Source organism: Clostridium liquoris (genome assembly GCF_002995785.1).
Taxonomy (GTDB): domain Bacteria; phylum Bacillota; class Clostridia; order Clostridiales; family Clostridiaceae; genus Clostridium_AO; species Clostridium_AO liquoris.
Map to the genome: position 1 here is coordinate 1 of NZ_PVXO01000030.1, position 18,940 is coordinate 18,940.

Here is an 18,940-nt window from a genome sequence, read left to right on the forward strand (position 1 = left end):
TTTCATTTTTATATTCCTCCTATTTAAAATTATTATTTATTTAAAATTATTTTTGTTCTCTGTTTACAATTATTATTATATAATAGTTATTATTATTTTGCAATAGTTTTTTGAAACTTTTTTATATATTTTTTTCCAAACCATTTAAGGCCTTGGTTATCCTTCTTAATCCTTCCTGTAAGGTATATCGAGAACAAGCTAAATTCACTCTTTGGAACCCATTTCCTGCTTTTCCAAAAATATATCCGTCATTAAAAGCTACCTTAGCTTTTTTTAGTAAAAAATCTCTCAGTTCTTCATTCTTCATACCTAATGCTGTAAAATCTACCCAAGCTAAGTAAGTAGCTTCTGCTTTAATAACTTTAATTTCAGGTAGATATTTTCTCAAATAATTTTCTAAGAAATTAAAATTACATTGAATATAATTCAGCATTTCCCTATACCAATTTTCTCCTTCATTATAAGCAGCCTCTAACGCCACTATTCCAAAAGTATTTAAATCTCCCATAGCATTTATTTTTAATGCATTTAAAAATTTATCTCTCAATACTTCATTAGGTATAATTATGTTGCAAACCTGTAAACCAGCTATATTAAAGGTTTTAGTTGGGGCTGTACATATTATGGAGTTATTAGCACAATCTTCACTTATATTTGGAAAGGCAATATGTTTATATCCTTCAAATACTAAATCTGAATGAATCTCATCTGATACAACTATAATGTTATGTTTTAAGCATATCTCACCAAGTCTTGTTAATTCCTCTTTTGTCCATACCCTCCCTACTGGATTATGTGGACTACATAAAAATAGTAGTTTTACTTTTGAATCTATTTTTTTCTCTAAGTCTTCAAAATCCATATAATACTTGCCATCTACTAACTTTAATGGGTTTTCAACTACAATACGCTGATTATCTTCTATGGCTCCTTTAAAACGATGATATACTGGAGGTTGAATAATAATTTTGTCTCCCTTTTCCGTATAGCTCTGCACTATCCAATATAGTGCTGGTACTACTGCAGGAGCTGGACAAATCCACTGTTTTTCTACTTTAAAATTGTGATGCTTATCCATCCAATTTATTATAGATTTATAATAGTTTTCATCAGGAGCAGTATATCCAAAAACTCCATGATCAGCTCTTTTTTTAATAGCTTCTATTATAGCTTCAGGCGCCTTAAAGTCCATGTCCGCTATCCACATAGGTATTACATCTTCTTCACCAAACTTTTCCTTATTAAAATCCCATTTTACTGAATTTGTATTATGCCTATCTATTACTTCATTAAAATCATATTTCATCACAATCCCCCCTTTAGATCTAGGAACACTCACCCCTACTTAATTTTATCATATTCACATAAATAAAGCCCTGCAAAATGCAAGGCTTTATTTGAAGTTTTATTTCTTCAAAAGTTCCTTTCCTGATATACCTGGTTTTGTCATACCATAGGCATCAAATATTACATCCATCTCCGCATCTTTTAAAAGACCTTCCTTTAATATTAATTCTCTTACTGATTCTCCAGTCTTTATAGCAGTTTTAGCAATTCTAGCAGAAGCTTTATATCCTACATGTGGACATAGAGCAGTTATTATTCCTACACTATTTTCTACTAAATCCTTACAATGTTTTTCATTAGCAGTTATTCCATTTACACAATTTTCTATAAAGGTGTCTACTCCATTTGCTAATGTTTCAATAGATTCAAATAAATTATAGTAAAGTACAGGCTCAAAAGCATTTAATTCTAGCTGACCACCTTCCGCCGCCATAGTAATAGCCATATCATTGCCTATTACATTGAAAGCTACTTGGCTAACCACTTCTGGTATAACAGGATTGATTTTCCCTGGCATTATGGAAGATCCATTTTGTTTCGGAGGAAGATTTATTTCTCCAATACCTGTTCTTGGTCCAGAAGATAATAATCTCAAATCATTGCTTATTTTTGATAAATCAATTGCACATACCTTTAAGGCTCCTGATACTGCTGCAAAAGTATCTAAATTTTGAGTTCCATCTACTAAGTCTTCGCACTGAACTAAATCTAAGCCTGAAACTTTGCATAGATTAGGAGTAATATTTTTTACATACTCTTCATCTGCATTTAATCCTGTTCCTATGGCAGTAGCCCCTATACTTACATATCTTAAATCATCCATATTTCTTTTAATTCTTACAATATCTCTCTTTATTACATCGGCATAAGCCTTAAATTCCTGTCCAAGTCTAATTGGGACTGCATCCTGAAGTTGAGTTCTTCCCATTTTTATAACATGATCAAATTCCTTTGACTTCTTCATAAGAGCTTTATCTAAGTTATTTAATTCTGCTATTGCTTTCTCTAAAAGTCTAATGGTTGCAATTTTCCCACCTGTAGGAATAACATCATTGGTAGACTGTCCCATATTTACATGATCATTAGGATGAACTATACTATAATCTCCCTTTTCTCCTCCTAATATTTCTATGGCCCTGTTCGCTATAACTTCATTAGCATTCATATTCATAGAAGTACCTGCTCCACCCTGGATTGCATCTGTTATAAATTCATCATGTAATTTCCCTTCTATTATTTCATCACAAGCCTTAACTATAGCATTTCCTATTTTTCTATTTAAAAGTTCTATTTCCATATTGGTTATAGCTGCGGCTTTCTTGATTTGGGCTAAAGCCTTTATTAGCTCAGGGTGTATTTTTCTGCCTGTTATTTTAAAGTTTTCGTAGGCTCTTAAAGTCTGTACTCCATAATAAGCATCCTTTGGCACCTGTTTTTCTCCTATGGAATCACTTTCTATTCTATATAACATTTAAAAACCCCCCAAAATTATATTATTTTGCTATATCCACGGTTTTTCTAGCTAAAATATCCGTGGATGATATAAAATCAAAATCATTTAATTCTTTCTTTAAAGGATCAAATACTAGTGGCAATTCCGTACATCCTAGTATGACCACATTAATATTATTCTCTCTAAATTCTCTTAAAAACCCATTAATATATTCTAAACTAAAATCTCTCTCCCCCGCTTTTACCCTATAGATTAAATCTAAAAGTTTTTTCTTTCCCTCCTCACTGGGTGTAACTATTTCTATACCATACTTTCCGCAGTATTTTTCATATACCTTTCCCTCATAGGTTCCTAGGGTAGCTAATAATCCAACTTTACATTTACCATAATGCTCTAAAATATATTTACCAACTTCTTCTATCATATTTATAAAAGGTACTCCCACAGCATCCACTAATTTATCATAAAAGTAATGTGCTGTATTACAAGGCATTATAATTAAATCCGCTCCATTATCTCTTAATCTTACAGCTGTCTCTATTAATTCACTTATAGGATTATCACCCTTACCCAATATAAAGCTTGTTCTATCAGGAATATTTACATTATTATCAATAAGTATGTGAATGTGTTCCTGATCACTTTTAGCCTCAGTAAAATCTACAATTTTATTAAACAAATCCGCCGTTGCTTTAGGTCCCATACCCCCTAAAATACCCACAGTTTTACCCATAATAATTCCCCCATTTAAGAGTTATTAATATTAAATTTTTAAGCCTTGGCAGAGTTATTCTTATTTTTTATTGTAGCGGCTTCGTAATTTAATTCTCCTTCTGAAGCAGCTACAACAATAGCCGCAGATACATTTCCTGTAACATTAACTGCTGTTCTACCCATATCCAATATTCTATCTATACCAGCTATTAGTGCTGCTCCCTCAAGAGGAAGTCCTACTGAAGACAATACCATCATGAGCATCATAAATCCTGCACCTGGAACTCCTGCTGTTCCAATTGAAGCAAGAAGGGCAGTAAGTAGAATTGTAAGCTGTTGTCCTATGCCAAGTGGTATTCCATAAGCTTGGGCAATAAATATTGCACAAACACCTTGATAAATTGCAGTTCCATCCATATTTATTGTAGTCCCAAGTGGAAGCACAAAACTTGCAATACTATCTGATACTCCAAAGGTTTCTTTTGCTGTTTTTATAGTTATAGGTAATGTTCCTGAACTACTACTTGTACTAAAAGCAATTGCTGTAGCAGGTGAAGCCCCTTTAAAGAATTCCTTTGGAGATATCTTTGAAAAAGCTCTAACTGAGAAAGAGTAAGCTATAATTGCATGTAAAATAAATCCTAAATAACAAACTAGTATTAACTTAGCAAGTGGAAGTAATACCTTAGGTCCATTAGTAGCTATAACTGGTACTATAAGAGCAAATACACCATAAGGTGCTAAGTTCATTATGATCTCAGTAATTTTATACATAATTTCTGCTAAGCTATCACAAAATTTCAAATAAGCTTGCCCTTTTTCTCCTATAAAAGTAGCTCCTACTCCTGTAAATAATGCAAAGAATATAATTTGAAGCATATTTCCTTTTGCTAATGCATCTACTGGGTTAGTTGGAACTATATCCAATAAAGTTTGTACTATTGAAGGTGCCTCAGTAGCCTTTGGTTTTGCACCCTGAACTAATTGAACTCCTACTCCTGGTTTAAATATATTAGCAACAACTAATCCTATTAGTATAGCAATGGCAGTAGTAGCAAAGAAATATATCATAGTCTTTCCACCAATTCTACCTAACTTTTTAACATCTCCAATACTTGCTGCACCAACAACTAATGAAGCAAATACCAATGGAACTATGGTCATCTTGATAAGGTTTAAGAATAAAGTTCCTATAGGTTGAATATAGGTAGTTGCAATTTTAGGTGCAGATACAAAGAATAATCCCACTATAATTCCTAGAATTAAGCCTATCATTATTTTTGTAACTAGGCTCATTTTTTTCTTACTCATAGAAAAGCCCCCTAACCTTATTTTATTTTTTTAAATTTGATACACCAGTTTTTATGGCTATTTCTCCTACTGCCTTTGCTACAACTTCAGCTACTCTTTTATCAAAAGCATCTGGTATAATACATTTTTCATTTAATTCACTGTCATCCACTATACTAGCTATAGCCCTAGCAGCTTCTAATTTCATTTCTTCTGTTATAGCTTTTGCCCTAACATCTAGTGCCCCTCTAAATATACCTGGGAAAACCAACACATTATTTATTTGATTAGGATAATCTGATCTACCAGTAGCTACAACTCTAGCTCCACCTTTTAGTGCTTCCTCTGGAAGTATTTCTGGTACAGGGTTTGCCATAGCAAATACTATAGCATCCTTATTCATGGTAGATACCATTTCTTCTGTTAATACCTTAGGTCCAGACACACCAATAAATACATCTTTTCCCTTAATAATGTCTTTAATAGTCCCCCTTTCTAAATTTCTATTGGTAACCTTTGCAATTTGACTCTGAGCTTCATTCATCCATTGTTCTCCCTGTCGTAAAGCGCCCTTCAAGTCACACATAACTATATTTTTAGCTCCAGCTGCCATAAGTAATTTACAAATGGATATGCCAGCAGATCCTGCTCCATTAATAACTATTTTTACTTCCTCTATTTTTTTATTAACTAATTTTAAAGCATTTATAAGTCCTGCTAAAACTACTATAGCTGTACCATGCTGATCATCATGAAATACAGGTATATCTAACTCCTCTTTAAGTCTTCTTTCTATTTCAAAACATCTTGGAGCAGATATGTCCTCCAAATTTATTCCTCCAAATGTTGGGGATAGATATTTTACAGTTTTAACTATTTCATCTACATCCTTCGTCTTAAGACATATAGGGAAGGCATCTACATTTCCAAATTTCTTAAATAAAATAGACTTACCTTCCATAACTGGCATAGCTGCTTCTGGTCCAATATCTCCAAGCCCTAATACTGCTGTTCCATCTGTTACCACTGCAACTAAATTCTTTTTAGCTGTATATTTGTATACGTCTTCAATGTTCTCATGAATTTTCTTACATGGCTCTGCTACTCCCGGTGTATATACTACACTTAAATCATTTTTGTCTTTTACTGGCACTTTAGATGTTACTTCTATTTTCCCTTCATTTTCCTCATGAAGCTTTAAACTCATTTCTTTATAGTCCATATGAATCTCTCCCATCATGTAATGAGTATTTTAAACTTTAATTTTGGATTATTTATTGATCAATTGGCCAATTGATTACTTTGTTTCTATATTAATGATATACCATAGGAGCAATAACTTCTATATTATGTAATTATTATAACCATTTTGTAAGTAAAGTTATTATTGTTAATATTATAACACAATATTGTAAATATTCTCACAATTATCAATAATTCGTGAATTAATTTTAAAATTTCATTTCATTAAGCCTGAAAACCTCCATAAGTATGAATACTTTATGAAGGCTTTCATTATCTTTTTTGCAAAAAAAAGATTTATATTTTTTCATGTAAATTGTTAACTATCTATAATAGTTTATATATGGTTTTAGGTCTTCCTATTTCTCCATATTCTATATCTCTATTTAATTCCCCTATGGAAGTCATATATTCTAAATATCTTCTTATAGTAACCCTTGATAATCTCATTTCTTCTGCTATTTCCTCACAAGTAAAACATTCTTCGCTATAGTCTTTTAAAAAATCCTTTAGTCTTTTTAAAGTCCTATCATTAATACCCTTTTGAGCATCTTCATTTATATTAAAGTTACTTTGATTAGTTATTCTATCTATATCATCTTGACTAATTATAGATTTTTGGCTCAGCACCTTATGTCTAACTTTAAACTTATTTAAGGCATCCTTAAATCTTTCATATTCAAAAGGCTTAATGAGATAATCTATAGCTCCTAATTTTAAAACCTCATTTAATTTGTCCGACTCATCCGCTGCAGTAACCATAATTATATCTGTACTAATACCAGAGTTTCTTATTTCTTTTAAAAAACCTATACCATCCAATTTAGGCATATAAATATCTAATATAATCAAATCTATATTATTATTCTTTATCATCTCTAAAGCATCTTTACCATTATTACAAATGCCAATTACATTAAACTCATCAACACTTTCTGTATACTTTTTGTTTATCTGAGCCACCATAGGATCATCTTCCACTATTAGTACCTTAATCATTCTTATCCCCCTTTGGAATTTGAACTATAAATTTCGTTCCTACTTCTTCCTCTGATAAAACCTCTACCTTTCCATCTAAATTTTCTACTATTTGTTTTAAAAGAGGCAATCCCCTTCCCCTATTACTTCCCTTTGTAGAAAAGCCTTTATCAAATATACTGGGAATATTCTCCTTCTTTATTCCAACTCCTGTATCCTTTACCTCTACAAGTATTTCTTTTTCATTCTCATCAATAAGAATTTCCACATTTTTTTCATCCTTTTCACTGGAACTTACAGCCTCCATAGCATTCTCCAATAAATTACCAATTATAGTTACTAGAACATGACTATTTATTCTTCCCCTTCTTCTTTTTATATTACTATTTGGATTTATAATAAGCTCTACTCCCATTTCTTTTGCCCTGCTAATTTTCCCTAGCATAAGTGCCGCAATAGTTGCATCCTCAATTTTATTCATTACTAAGCTCACCTTTTGCTGCTGAATTTTAGTTTGATTTAAAATATATTTTTTTGCTTCTTCTAATTCCCCTATTTGTATAAGTCCTAATATTACATGAAGCTTATTCATAAACTCATGATTATTAGCTCTTAGTGCTTCAACCACCTGTTTTACACCTGTTAATTCTTCTGCTAATCTGGTTAATTCTGTTTTATCCCTAAATATAGCAACAGCTCCTATAATTTTGTCTTTTTTCATTATAGGTATTCTGTTGGTTAATATAACCGTATCTTTTATAAGCATTTCCTTATTATACTGAGCCTCTCCATTTACAAATATTTTTCCCAAATTTGAATTAGGGATTATCTTAAAAATATCCTTTCCTATTATATCTTCATCTTTTATTTTTAATATATTTATAGCACCTTTATTATAAAAGGTTATTTTAAATTTTTCATCTACTGCAATAATTCCTTCCTCTAATGTATCTAAAACTTCCTGTTTCTGAACAAATAGCTTTGAAATTTGCTCTGCTTCATATCCTAAAAGAGAGCTTTTTACGCTATTGGATATTATAAGAGCGCCTACGCTGCCTATAAGTAGTCCTGAAAATATTACCATTAACAGCACTGCCATTATTTCATATCGTGCTACCTCTAAATTTGAAGTTAGAACCTTTGATACTACAAAGCCTACAGGAACATTATTTCCATCTTTTATAGGTACAAAACATATAATAAGTTTTCCAAAGCTTTGTATCATATCATTTAAATTATCTCCATTTTGAATAGCAGCTTCACTATATATATCTATATCCTTTCCAATAGGAATATTCTGAAATTCTGAATTGCCATAACTATTTCCACTTAAATCCATTACAATTAATGAATCTATATTTTTAGATGAATTTATTACACTTTTTACATAAGCTTGTACCTTTTCTTTATTATCGTTATTTTTAAGAGCTTCTACTACTAAAGGAGACTTTGATACTATTTTACTTATATTCATTAAGTTGATTTCCGTATCTTTTCTAATCCAAGACACTCTAAGTTGAGACATAAATATAACTGTGAGTATTAAAGCTATAAAAACTACTATTATATTTAACATTGTTATTTTAGTCCTTAGCTTTATTTTTGTATTTTTCATATACTTTCTCCTTAAATTTAAGTCCCAGGGATATTTTACTGAAATTTTATCATTAACTTAATAATAATGTAATATAAGTACATATTCAAGTGGAGACATGTTTGCAATCAACACAATATTCTAGCAGGTGGTTTTTATTTATAGACAATTAAAAATAAGCCACGAGAAACGTCCCCATGGCTTATTTGTTCATTCAATGTATAGCTTGTTTTTGTCATTAAAGAAAAACACACCTACACCGCCAATTCCTATATGGCTTCCTAGTACACTCCCAATTTTATTAACAATAAAATTATGTTTTCCCATTCGCTTATTTATAATTTCCATAAGTTCATTTGCAGTTTCCATATCATCTGCATGGCTGATTCCAATAACCTGATCAGGAAACTTTTCAATTCTTTTTTCTAAAATATCTACAACTGTATTAAGAGCTTTTTTCCTGCCTCTAATTTTTTGAATAACTTCCATTTTTCCATCCTTAACATCTAAAATTGGTTTAATATCAAGAACATTGCCTATAAGCCCTTTAGTTTTACTTATTCGTCCACCTCTAATAAGCCAGCTTAAATCTGGAATAGTAAATATATGTTCTACATGCTTAACTAGCTCTGATATTTCATTAGTTATAATATTAAAGTCATAGCCAGCCTCAGCTAGTTTTGCAGCCTGCAAAGCTATTAAGCCAGTGGCTGTTGACCCGGCTTTTGAATCAATTACTGAAATTTTTACTTCTTTAAACTTTTTCTTAAATTCTGCAGCAATACTATGAGCAACTTCATATGTGCCAGATAAAGCAGATGAGAATGAAAGGTATATAAAATCCGTTCCTTTATTACAATATTCAGTAAATAAATTATATATATCAGCAGGTCTTGGTTGAGAGGTTTTTGGTACAATGCCTTCTTTCATTGCAGAGTAAACCTGCTCTATTTTTATTGTCTTTTTATCTAGATATTCTGCACCTTTAATTAAAATTCTTAGCGGTAAAAATTCTATGTTATGCTTATCCAAAATTTCTTCGGGTAAATCACAAGTACTATCAACTATTATTTTTGTCATGTAAAAGTTCACCTTCTTAAAAATTTAACTTAATTATGGAATGCCCCCATGGGTCAGTACCATTACCTAAGGTAGTTTTGGCATCTTTACTGTGGTTAGAAAAAATGCTTGAGAAAAAGTTTATAATTGAATCCCACATCTTGCCGAAGAAATTCTTAGCTTCGTCACTTTGTAGTGTTGCTTGTAATTTGCTTGTAACATCATTAAATTGACCTTTTAGTTGTTTAAAATCTAAATGTAAGCCATTTATCTTATTCATTAAAGCAGTTATACTCTTAATATCTTCTGGGCTTAAGTTGTAGTTATAATTATTAGTTACATTTAATACTATTTTTTCTACTGCCTTTTCATCCTTAGGCTTTTCTTTAACTACTTCTTTTTTAACCTCATTTATTAAACCAGCCGCTTTGTCTTGTCCAATTTTTTCACCTAAATTACCAGTTACCATCAACTCTTCATTAGCTACTTTCTTTTTATCTTCGCTAATTTTCTTTCCTCCAGTACTGCTTTCAAAACCCTTTAATATTCCTGTAAGCGCTGCTGTTCCAGACACATTAAAAGGAGCAGATACTTTAACATTAGCATTTTGTATGCCTGCAGTAATTAAAGCATTTCTTATCATGCTTTCATTAACCCAATATATATTATTTACGGATATGTTTAATCCGCCTTTATCAGTAGGTTCTACATAAGAACAGGATATAGATTTTGTTCCTATTTGTTTTTCTGAAGCTACTCCACTTAAATACTTCGTTTCTTCGTCTATATTAATTTCTTGTACATTGACTTCCTGTCTAGTAACGCCAAAATATTTAAGCATGTCTTCTTTTTGCTGAGCAGTTAAATCAGCTCCTAATGTAACATTCTTAAAAGCATCAGCATAAACTTTTTTTGTTGGTACAGCTGTTAATACAGATATAGTAAATACCATAATCAAAAGTTTACTTATAATCATTTTAAATTTCATACCATCAAATCTCCTTTACCTTTTATGTTTAAAACCATGATGTAATTGTTTAATCCGTTTAGTTAATATATTATATATTATATACGTGAATTCATAAATCATAAATAGCTTTATAAATAATTAAAGATTTGTTCTCTTTTTACAAACAATTTTACAAATTCGTCTTAATTTAAATTTGTCAACTAGTATTATGCTGATTTTTATACTAGCTTCCTATTTTTTGGGATATTGTTTTCTTTGGCATAGTTTCTATAATTTTATCACATATTTCCTTATAATTATCTCCTATAACCTTTTGTATATCATCTCCACGATTCTGTCCATCAATAATCATTTGAATTAAATCTTCACGTATCAACTCCTGATTATACTCTGTCATATCTGAACCTCTAAGATATACTATCATATCTGTAAGTATTTTTTCATTATTCTTGTGAATTTCTTTTTCCATTTTATTGTTACTTTTAAGCAATCCCTTACAATATTTTTTCATTGTCATTATCCCCCTTCAATAATTTATTTACTGCATCATCCAATGCTATCCAATTACTTTTGAATTGTATTAATGATTCTATACCACTTGAAGTAAGCTTATAATATTTTCTTTTAGGACCACTATCAGAATCTCTTAAAGTAGCACTTATCATTTCATTTTTCTGTAATCTCAATATTATAGGATATATTGTACCTTCTGATATTTCACCAAATCCATATTTACTAAGTTTCTCCGATATCTCATATGCATAGGTTTCTTGTTTACTAATAATCTCTAAAATACAACCTTCCAGCATACCTTTAAGCATTTGTGATGGAATCATTTAATCACCTTCTTTTGTACCTTGTAATGCAATATAGTGTATATTGTAATGCAAGATACTGTATTTGTCAATATTAGGTTTAAAAAAATAAAGCAGATACTTATCTACTTTATTCATCTTCCCAAAGAAGTTCTTCACAGAGTACATCGATGCCTGAATTCATCATATAATGCTTTAAAATGTATTTCAACTTATTTTTTAAAATTACCAAATTCCTATTTTTTTGTTTATATATCATTTCCCCTTACTGGAATTTGTAAATCAGTTATTTTTGTTATTACTATCCAAAATAGAACCAATGACGATGCCAATAAGCATTCCTACTCCGGCCCCTAAAGGTATAGAAAATAGAGAACTAGCCCTATCTATGATAATGCTTATAATAATTCCTATACCAGCACCAAAACATAACCCAAGTGATATACCTATTGTTAAATACTTATTTGCATCTTTTTTCATATCACACCTCTTTCAAATTTACTATTTATCTTCTACCAGAATATTACTTATACTTTCTTCATTATACTATAATTTGCAAATGCAATATACAAATTGCATACTAAATATTCCACCCTAATATAAACTAAAATATTCCTAATCACGCTATATCAATACACAAGTCTAATTTTCTCATTTATTTATGGTACGATTCTCCGTAACTACTCTAAATGAGGTTTTTCCATTTTATTCTTCTGTATATATTCTACATAAATATGGTATAATTTTAAAGTACAATTCTATAGCTAATTGTGGGCTACTGGTATCACTTACCTCTTTTATGAAGGGAGGTGATACTTAATGAGTAATGACGTTCTAATGTTACTATTTACTGGTGGATTATTTTTATCATCACTATTGACATTTATAGTGTTACTTATAGATAAAATATCAAAAAAATAGTAGCCCCACGCGCAATTGGATGCTACTATTTTTTAACTATATTAAATTATAGTGATACCAGTTGCCTAAGCAACTAGAATTGTATAAGTAGAGTGTTGACGCACTCTACTTTTTTATTATCTGCATTTCTTATTTATATTATATCAAATTTTCATAAAAAATAAACATAAATAATTTTTTATATTTAAATTTATTAACTGTTAGATTAATTGAAATTTTACAGCTTCTCTTGCACATTTAATTTGAATATTATTATAGGAATATCTTGTAAAAATATCATATAAATTAATATCCTTATTTTCCATATAAAATACCTCCTAAAAGATTTTCATTTTCTATTTGATTCCAACATTCATATCAACTTTGACCCCAGGGGAGTATCTCCTTATTGGCATACTTTGCCGATAATAGCCTCCATTTGCTGGAATTTTGCTTCTATATCAGCTACCATTTTAAATTGATTTCTTGCTCTCTCAAGGTTGTGTTTTTCTCTGTGAATTTTAAAATAAACATCCCCATCTAAATAATCAGTAAGGAATCTTATGCCACACTCAAAGGTTAATAGTTTTGCACTAAAAGGCAAAAGTTTTATTTCCATGTCTGTAAGTGATTTTCCTGCTGTTTCTATAAACCCTCTAGTAAAGTTCTCAAACAATTCAAGACTTATTCCTACCTTTGAAAGGTCAGTATCATCTTCTTCTGCAGTAGCAGCTCCAGATCTTATAGAATCCCCAAAATCATATAAGGATAAACCTGGCATAACTGTATCTAAATCTATAATACAAATACCTTCCCCGGTAATATCATCTATCATTACATTATTGAATTTAGTATCATTATGGGTAACACGCAATGGCAATTTATTTTCCTTAAGAAGATTTAAAAGAACCTTTGTATCATCAGCTCTATCCATTACAAACTTTATTTCATCCTTAACTTCTATTGCTCTGCCTTTAACATCCTTTTCAACTGATTTTAAAAATGTTTCATATCTTTTTACGGTATTGTGGAAATCAGGGATTGTCTCATGTAGTTTTTCCGCTGGAAAATCTGAAAGAAGCTGCTGGAACTTACCAAAGGCTTTTCCGGAATTATACAAATGCTTTGGATTTTCAACCAGCTGATAAGTTCTGGCATTTTCAATAAATATATAAGCCCTGAAGCAGTCACCAGTTTCACTTTTATAAAAGCTTTTCCCATCTTTCGTAGTTACAATTATTAATGTTTCTCTATTTGGATTTCCTCCACTAGCCATAATTTTCATCTTTAGGTGTGCTGTTACATTTTCTATATTTTCCATTAGATTTTCTGGTGATTTAAAAACATTAGTGTTTATTTTTTGAAGAATATATCTATGAATAGAACAATCACCCTTTTGAAAATAAACGCAAAAGGTGCTGTTTATATGTCCAAAACCATAGGGTTCTGCTTTTATAAAATTACCACTAAAATTGAATTGTTTTATTATTTCATTAATATCATAATTTACATTCATTATTTATCCCCCCTGTATTCCTTATACCGCACTTGATGAAAATTAAGCATCTAATCCCATAATTTTTCTGGATATACGCCACTATTTATAAGATCATTAATTGCCTTATTAATATTGGGCTTATCTTCTCTGTAAGTAACTCCGTACCATTGTTCCTTTGAAGTCATCACTTTAACCTTTGCCTTGCCTTCTGCTATAAGATTATCAACAACACTTGGAAGGAAATACTCAGACTTTAATATATTTTCTTTATTACCTTCCAAGAATTTTGAAAAGCCTTCTTCTAATTCTTCAAATATACTTGGAGTAAATCCCCAAGTGTTCATTGATACTGTGCTCCCCTTTGGAATATCAATCCAGCTTTCACCGTCCTCTGTATATTTTGCAGCATCTTCAAATTTCTTAATTTTAGTTCTTTCAGTTATATTAACTAAATAATTCTCATTATCTACATTACATACACCTCTAGCAACGGTTCCATGTTCAGTAAGAGTATTTTCAAGCTGAAAACCAACCATAGCATAGTTATAAAACTCTCTATCGTCCTTAACCTCTGAAAGAAATTTTCCTATTTCCTCAAAAGATGTAGAGCCATAGAAATCGTCTGCATTTATTACCGCAAAAGGTGTATTAACAACATCTTTACAGCACAAAACTGCATGAGCTGTACCCCAGGGCTTAATTCTATCTTGCGGTACTTCAAAATTTGAAGGTACCTTATAAACCTCTTGGTATACATAGGCAGTGTCAACAATTTTACTTATTCTATTTCCTATAGTTTCACGAAATGCATCTTCAATTTCTTTTTTAATTATAAATACTACTTTCCCAAAACCTGCCTTCATGGCATCATATATGGAATAATCCATTATAATCTCACCACTCGGCCCAACGGGGTCTATTTGCTTTAGGCCTCCATATCTGCTTCCCATTCCTGCTGCCATTATTACAAGCGTTGGTTTTACCATAAAAATTCTCCTTTCACTGATATTTATTTTGTATCCCCATATCCATTAGGATTATTTAACTGCCAATTCCATGAATCTGCACACATGTCCTCAATTGTTCTTTTTGCTGTAAACCCTAGCTCTTTATTTGCTTTTAAGGTATCAGCATAGCAGGAAGCCACATCCCCAGGTCTCTTATCCACTATTTTATAAGGTATTTTCTTGCCACAGGCTTTAGAATAGGCTTTTACTACTTCTAACACTGTATATCCATTGCCTGTACCTAAATTATAGGCTTGTATCCCTGGATTTGAATTTAATTTTTCTAGGGCTTTAATATGCCCCTCTGCTAGATCAACTACATGAATATAATCTCTTACTCCTGTACCATCCTTTGTTGGATAATCATTTCCGAATATATTCAGGTAAGCAAGTTTTCCACATGCTACCTGTGCTATATATGGAACCAGATTGTTTGGTATACCCTTTGGGTCTTCGCCTATAAGCCCGCTTTTATGAGCACCAATAGGATTAAAATAACGAAGCAGAATTATATTCCAATTATTATCTGATATATATAAATCTCTAAGAATATCTTCAATCATAAGCTTTGTTCTTCCGTATGGATTTGTTGCACTAAGCGGAAAATCCTCAGTTATTGGAACAGTACTTGGATTTCCATAGACCGTTGCGGATGAGCTGAATACAAGTTTCTTTACATTAAATTCATTCATAACTTCACATAAATTCAATGTGCTCATCAGGTTATTATTGTAGTATCTTAATGGAATTGAAACGGATTCTCCTACAGCCTTTAACGCTGCAAAATGTATAACAGAATCAATATTGTTTTCTTTAAATATTTTTCTTACAGCCTCTTTATCACATAAATCCGCTTTATAAAACTTGAAATCTCTTCCGGTTATTTTTTTTACTCTATTTAGTGATTCTTCATTGCTATTAATAAGGTTGTCTACAATAACTATTTCATAACCTTTTTCAAGTAATTCAACAGCTGTATGACTACCTATATAGCCCGCACCACCTGTAATTAATATTGACATTTTCATCTCTCCTTAAAATTTACATAAATAATTTATGATTCTATATATAATATTTGAGATGTATTTTACTGATACTTATAAATTTAATGGCTCAGCCTGTCTTTAACTATATAGCACGCCCCTAGTAACCCAGCATCATTATTAAGACCTGCTTTAATTATTTTTGTATGTCCCCTGTAAGGCTCCATTACTTTCTTCTTAAATAAGCTATTAACTTGGTTAAAAAATTTATCTCCTTGTGCAGCTATTCCACCACCAATAATTATGGTCCCTGGATCTAGTATATGGGTTAAATTTACTAAACCCACTACTAAATTATTTAAATACTCTTTATATATATTACAAACAATTGTATTCCCATCTTGAACTTTTTGCATTACTTCTTCGCCATTTGCCAAACTATCTTCTACTTTCACTGCTTTATTATATTTTTTTACTAAAGCTGAGGTTGAGGCATAATTCTCGAAGCATCCTTGGAAGCCACAATTACACTTCTCCCCATTGAAGTTTATAGTCATATGCCCTACTTCACCGGCATATCCGCCAACCCCTCTGTATAGGCTCCTGTTTATAACAATTGCTCCACCAATACCCGTTCCTAATGTAAGGCAGACAAAAGTGTCCAAATTTCTTGCAGCACCAACCCACATTTCTCCAAGTGCAGCTGCATTTACATCATTCTCCGCAAATGCTTTTACCCCTGTTTCTTTTAGTATTTCCTCTGCCAGCTTAGCTCCACTATAGTCCGCAAAATTAATAGCTCCAGCTACTACTTCCCCTTTTTGAATATCTACCTGTCCTGCTGTACTTATTCCTGCATATTCAATGTTATATTGTTCTTTTAAGTCATTTATTATTTCACATAACTTTTTTGGTATATTAACTCTGCAAAGGGATTTAGGTGTGGGTGTTTTATCCTTGTATAATATATCCCCATTTTCAGTAATAACTCCATATTTTATAAAGGTTCCGCCTATATCAAAACATATAATGTTCTTAATCTTCATCACCCCATTAAAATTAATACTCCCTTTGGTTCAATTTCAACTTCATTCTTTAATATGTCACCCTTAAGCAAATCAGTATATGTTTTTTCCCCAAGTAATATCTTTTGTAGGCTGCTGCTGTGATTTAATATAAATATATATTTATTACTATCCTTGACTCTTCTGGTTATCTCTACATCAGCATTGGTTTTAATAATAGGCTCAATATTCTTCTCTGCACAATATTTTTCTACTAATACTTTTATTAAATTATCCTCTGGTTCCGTTGCCACATATATAGCCTTTCCATTTCCATAAACATTCTCTGTTATAGCAGGAAAGCCTTGATAATAGTCTTCTGTAAAGGTTCCTAGTACAACAGCATTTTCACTGTGAACCACCTCACATATTAGTTTACATTCATAGCTTTTTTGATTTTCATCCAGCTGTTTTTCTACCTTTATTCCATTCTTCATATCAGGATATAGGGCATCTACCTCCTCTACCCATATTCCAAGCAGTTCCCTAAAGGCACCTGGATATCCTCCAGCTCTCACAATATCATTTTCATCAACAATACCGCTGAAGAATGTTGTTATTAATGTACCTCCATGGCCTACAAACTTTTCTATGTTTGCTATGGAGTCATCACTAACCATATATAAAAGTGGAGCAATTACTATTTTATATTTTGATAAATCTGCTGTAGGTTCAACTATGTCTACAGAAATATGCAAATCATATAAGGCTCTATAATATTTCATAATTCTATCAATATATGTTAAATCCACACTAGGGCCACTGGAATATTCAACTCCCCACCAATTAGGCCAATCCATAATAATAGCTACTTTTGATTCGATTTTGGAATAAATAATTTTATCTTGAAGACTTTTTAATTCACTTCCTAATTGAGTAAGTTCTTTTCCAATTCTCGTATTTTCATGGCCAACATGAGGCACCATGGCAGCATGATATTTTTCGCAGGCTCCTAGAGACTGCCTCCATTGAAAAAACATTATTCCATCCGCACCATGTGCTATACATTGATAACTTAATAGCCTCATTACCCCTGGTCTTTTTTGAGCATTATAGGCCTGCCAATTTTGTTGACTTGGTGTTTGCTCCATTAGTAGAAAGGGTTCACCCTTTTTTAATCCTCTTACAACATCGTGTCTAAAGGCAATTATGCTTGGATTATCCTTAATTGATGGATAACTATCCCAAGAAGCAATATCACATTGTTCTCCCCATCTAAATAAGTCCAGCTCAGGGCTTATGCTCCATATGTTAGTAGTTATAGGTGTTTCTTTATGATATTTCCTTATTTCCTCCGCTTCTCCCTTAAAACATTCTAATAAACTGTTAGACATAAATCTCCTATAGTCTATTGCTATGGACTGAAAATAAGTTCTATCCCTTTCTCCCGAGGCTCCTGGTAATATTTCTGTTAAAGCAGATGGGACTTCAATTTCATCCCAATCATATATTGTATGATCCCAAAAACTTGTGTACCAGCATCTATTTAAATTTTCTAAGGTAACATATTTATTTTTTAGCCATTTTATAAAAGCTTGTCTGCAATTTTCACAATAGCAATAAGCTCCATATTCATTGTTAACATGCCATAACACAATTGCTGGATTATCTTTATAGTGTTCAGCCATTTTCCCTGCTATAGTTTTAGAAAATCTTCTATATTCAGGACTATTAGGGCAAAAATTCGTCCTGCCACCATGCTTATGTTTGCGACCATATATATCTGTTCTTGTGATGTCAGGATATTTTTTACTCATCCAAGCAGGCTGCGCAGCCGTTGGAGTAGCCATATTAACATATATTCCATTTTCATATAAAAGATTTATTATTTTATCAAGCCATGAAAAATCAAACTCATTTTCACTTGGCTGTAGCTTTGCCCATGAAAATACAGGCAATGTTACAACATTTACTCTATGTATTTTCATCAGCCTGATATCTTCCATCCATATTTCTTCGCTCCATTGGTCTGGATTATAATCGGCACCATATAAAAACCCTTTAATTTTATTATTGATCATACAAA

General features: G+C 31.5%; 19 protein-coding genes. 1 reads left to right on the forward strand and 18 read right to left on the reverse strand.

Translation table 11 applies throughout. The features are described 5' to 3' along the window. Positions 1 to 121 precede the first annotated feature (121 nt). The 13 genes from CLLI_RS04965 to CLLI_RS05020 form a co-directional block, all read right to left on the reverse strand. Positions 122 to 1,306, reverse strand: coding sequence for a MalY/PatB family protein (locus tag CLLI_RS04965; RefSeq protein WP_106063130.1), 1,185 nt, complete (start codon positions 1,304 to 1,306; stop codon positions 122 to 124). A 99-nt stretch (positions 1,307 to 1,405) separates the two neighbouring features. Then, positions 1,406 to 2,818 (reverse strand): aspartate ammonia-lyase, encoded by a 1,413-nt coding sequence (gene aspA / locus CLLI_RS04970; protein ID WP_106063131.1) that lies wholly within the window; start codon positions 2,816 to 2,818, stop codon positions 1,406 to 1,408. A gap of 22 nt (positions 2,819 to 2,840) precedes the next feature. After that, positions 2,841 to 3,533, reverse strand: a complete 693-nt coding sequence (gene cuyB / locus CLLI_RS04975) for a cysteate racemase (protein WP_106063132.1) — start codon at positions 3,531 to 3,533, stop codon at positions 2,841 to 2,843. A gap of 38 nt (positions 3,534 to 3,571) precedes the next feature. Continuing rightward, positions 3,572 to 4,810 carry a dicarboxylate/amino acid:cation symporter gene (locus CLLI_RS04980; RefSeq protein ID WP_106063187.1) on the reverse strand — a complete coding sequence of 413 codons (1,239 nt, stop codon included), beginning with the start codon at positions 4,808 to 4,810 and terminating at the stop codon, positions 3,572 to 3,574. Positions 4,811 to 4,847: 37 nt separating this feature from the next. Continuing rightward, entirely contained in the window at positions 4,848 to 6,026 is a 1,179-nt protein-coding gene (locus CLLI_RS04985) for an NAD(P)-dependent malic enzyme (protein ID WP_106063133.1), read from the reverse strand. A 347-nt stretch (positions 6,027 to 6,373) separates the two neighbouring features. Next, positions 6,374 to 7,045 carry a response regulator gene (locus tag CLLI_RS04990; protein ID WP_106063134.1) on the reverse strand — a complete coding sequence of 224 codons (672 nt, stop codon included), beginning with the start codon at positions 7,043 to 7,045 and terminating at the stop codon, positions 6,374 to 6,376. After that, entirely contained in the window at positions 7,038 to 8,639 is a 1,602-nt protein-coding gene (locus tag CLLI_RS04995) for an ATP-binding protein (protein WP_106063135.1), read from the reverse strand. Before CLLI_RS04995 ends, CLLI_RS04990 begins: the two co-directional genes overlap by 8 nt. A gap of 189 nt (positions 8,640 to 8,828) precedes the next feature. Next, positions 8,829 to 9,698, reverse strand: coding sequence for a DegV family protein (locus tag CLLI_RS05000; protein ID WP_106063136.1), 870 nt, complete (start codon positions 9,696 to 9,698; stop codon positions 8,829 to 8,831). A gap of 16 nt (positions 9,699 to 9,714) precedes the next feature. Further along, the gene (locus tag CLLI_RS05005) at positions 9,715 to 10,665 is read right to left on the reverse strand and encodes a DUF1002 domain-containing protein (RefSeq protein ID WP_106063137.1); all 951 of its coding nucleotides are present in this window, start codon (positions 10,663 to 10,665) and stop codon (positions 9,715 to 9,717) included. A 205-nt stretch (positions 10,666 to 10,870) separates the two neighbouring features. Beyond that, positions 10,871 to 11,158 (reverse strand): hypothetical protein, encoded by a 288-nt coding sequence (locus CLLI_RS05010; RefSeq protein WP_106063138.1) that lies wholly within the window; start codon positions 11,156 to 11,158, stop codon positions 10,871 to 10,873. Next, entirely contained in the window at positions 11,142 to 11,483 is a 342-nt protein-coding gene (locus tag CLLI_RS05015) for a PadR family transcriptional regulator (protein WP_106063139.1), read from the reverse strand. The genes CLLI_RS05010 and CLLI_RS05015 overlap by 17 nt, the downstream gene beginning before the upstream one ends. Before the next feature lie 109 nt (positions 11,484 to 11,592). Further along, a complete protein-coding gene (locus tag CLLI_RS14990; protein WP_278335568.1) occupies positions 11,593 to 11,721 on the reverse strand; it encodes a hypothetical protein in 129 nt (42 codons plus the stop codon). 23 nt (positions 11,722 to 11,744) lie between these two features. Continuing rightward, positions 11,745 to 11,942: a glycine zipper domain-containing protein gene (locus CLLI_RS05020; protein ID WP_106063140.1), complete on the reverse strand. Its 198-nt coding sequence runs from the start codon at positions 11,940 to 11,942 to the stop codon at positions 11,745 to 11,747. Positions 11,943 to 12,281: 339 nt separating this feature from the next. Between CLLI_RS05020 and CLLI_RS05025 the strand changes: the two genes are divergently transcribed. Next, complete coding sequence (locus CLLI_RS05025; RefSeq protein ID WP_106063141.1) at positions 12,282 to 12,383, forward strand: putative holin-like toxin; 102 nt, start codon at positions 12,282 to 12,284, stop codon at positions 12,381 to 12,383. 385 nt (positions 12,384 to 12,768) lie between these two features. Here the strand turns inward: CLLI_RS05025 and CLLI_RS05030 are convergent, their stop codons facing one another. The 5 genes from CLLI_RS05030 to CLLI_RS05050 form a co-directional block, all read right to left on the reverse strand. Then, positions 12,769 to 13,878, reverse strand: a complete 1,110-nt coding sequence (locus CLLI_RS05030) for a phosphotransferase enzyme family protein (protein ID WP_106063142.1) — start codon at positions 13,876 to 13,878, stop codon at positions 12,769 to 12,771. Positions 13,879 to 13,928: 50 nt separating this feature from the next. Continuing rightward, positions 13,929 to 14,846, reverse strand: a complete 918-nt coding sequence (locus CLLI_RS05035) for a nucleotidyltransferase family protein (RefSeq protein WP_106063143.1) — start codon at positions 14,844 to 14,846, stop codon at positions 13,929 to 13,931. A 23-nt stretch (positions 14,847 to 14,869) separates the two neighbouring features. After that, positions 14,870 to 15,889 (reverse strand): UDP-glucose 4-epimerase GalE, encoded by a 1,020-nt coding sequence (galE, locus tag CLLI_RS05040; RefSeq protein WP_106063144.1) that lies wholly within the window; start codon positions 15,887 to 15,889, stop codon positions 14,870 to 14,872. Positions 15,890 to 15,972: 83 nt separating this feature from the next. Further along, complete coding sequence (locus tag CLLI_RS05045; RefSeq protein ID WP_106063145.1) at positions 15,973 to 16,896, reverse strand: ROK family protein; 924 nt, start codon at positions 16,894 to 16,896, stop codon at positions 15,973 to 15,975. Continuing rightward, positions 16,896 to 18,935, reverse strand: coding sequence for a beta-galactosidase (locus CLLI_RS05050; RefSeq protein ID WP_106063146.1), 2,040 nt, complete (start codon positions 18,933 to 18,935; stop codon positions 16,896 to 16,898). The genes CLLI_RS05045 and CLLI_RS05050 overlap by 1 nt, the downstream gene beginning before the upstream one ends. Between the last annotated feature and the right edge of the window lie 5 nt (positions 18,936 to 18,940).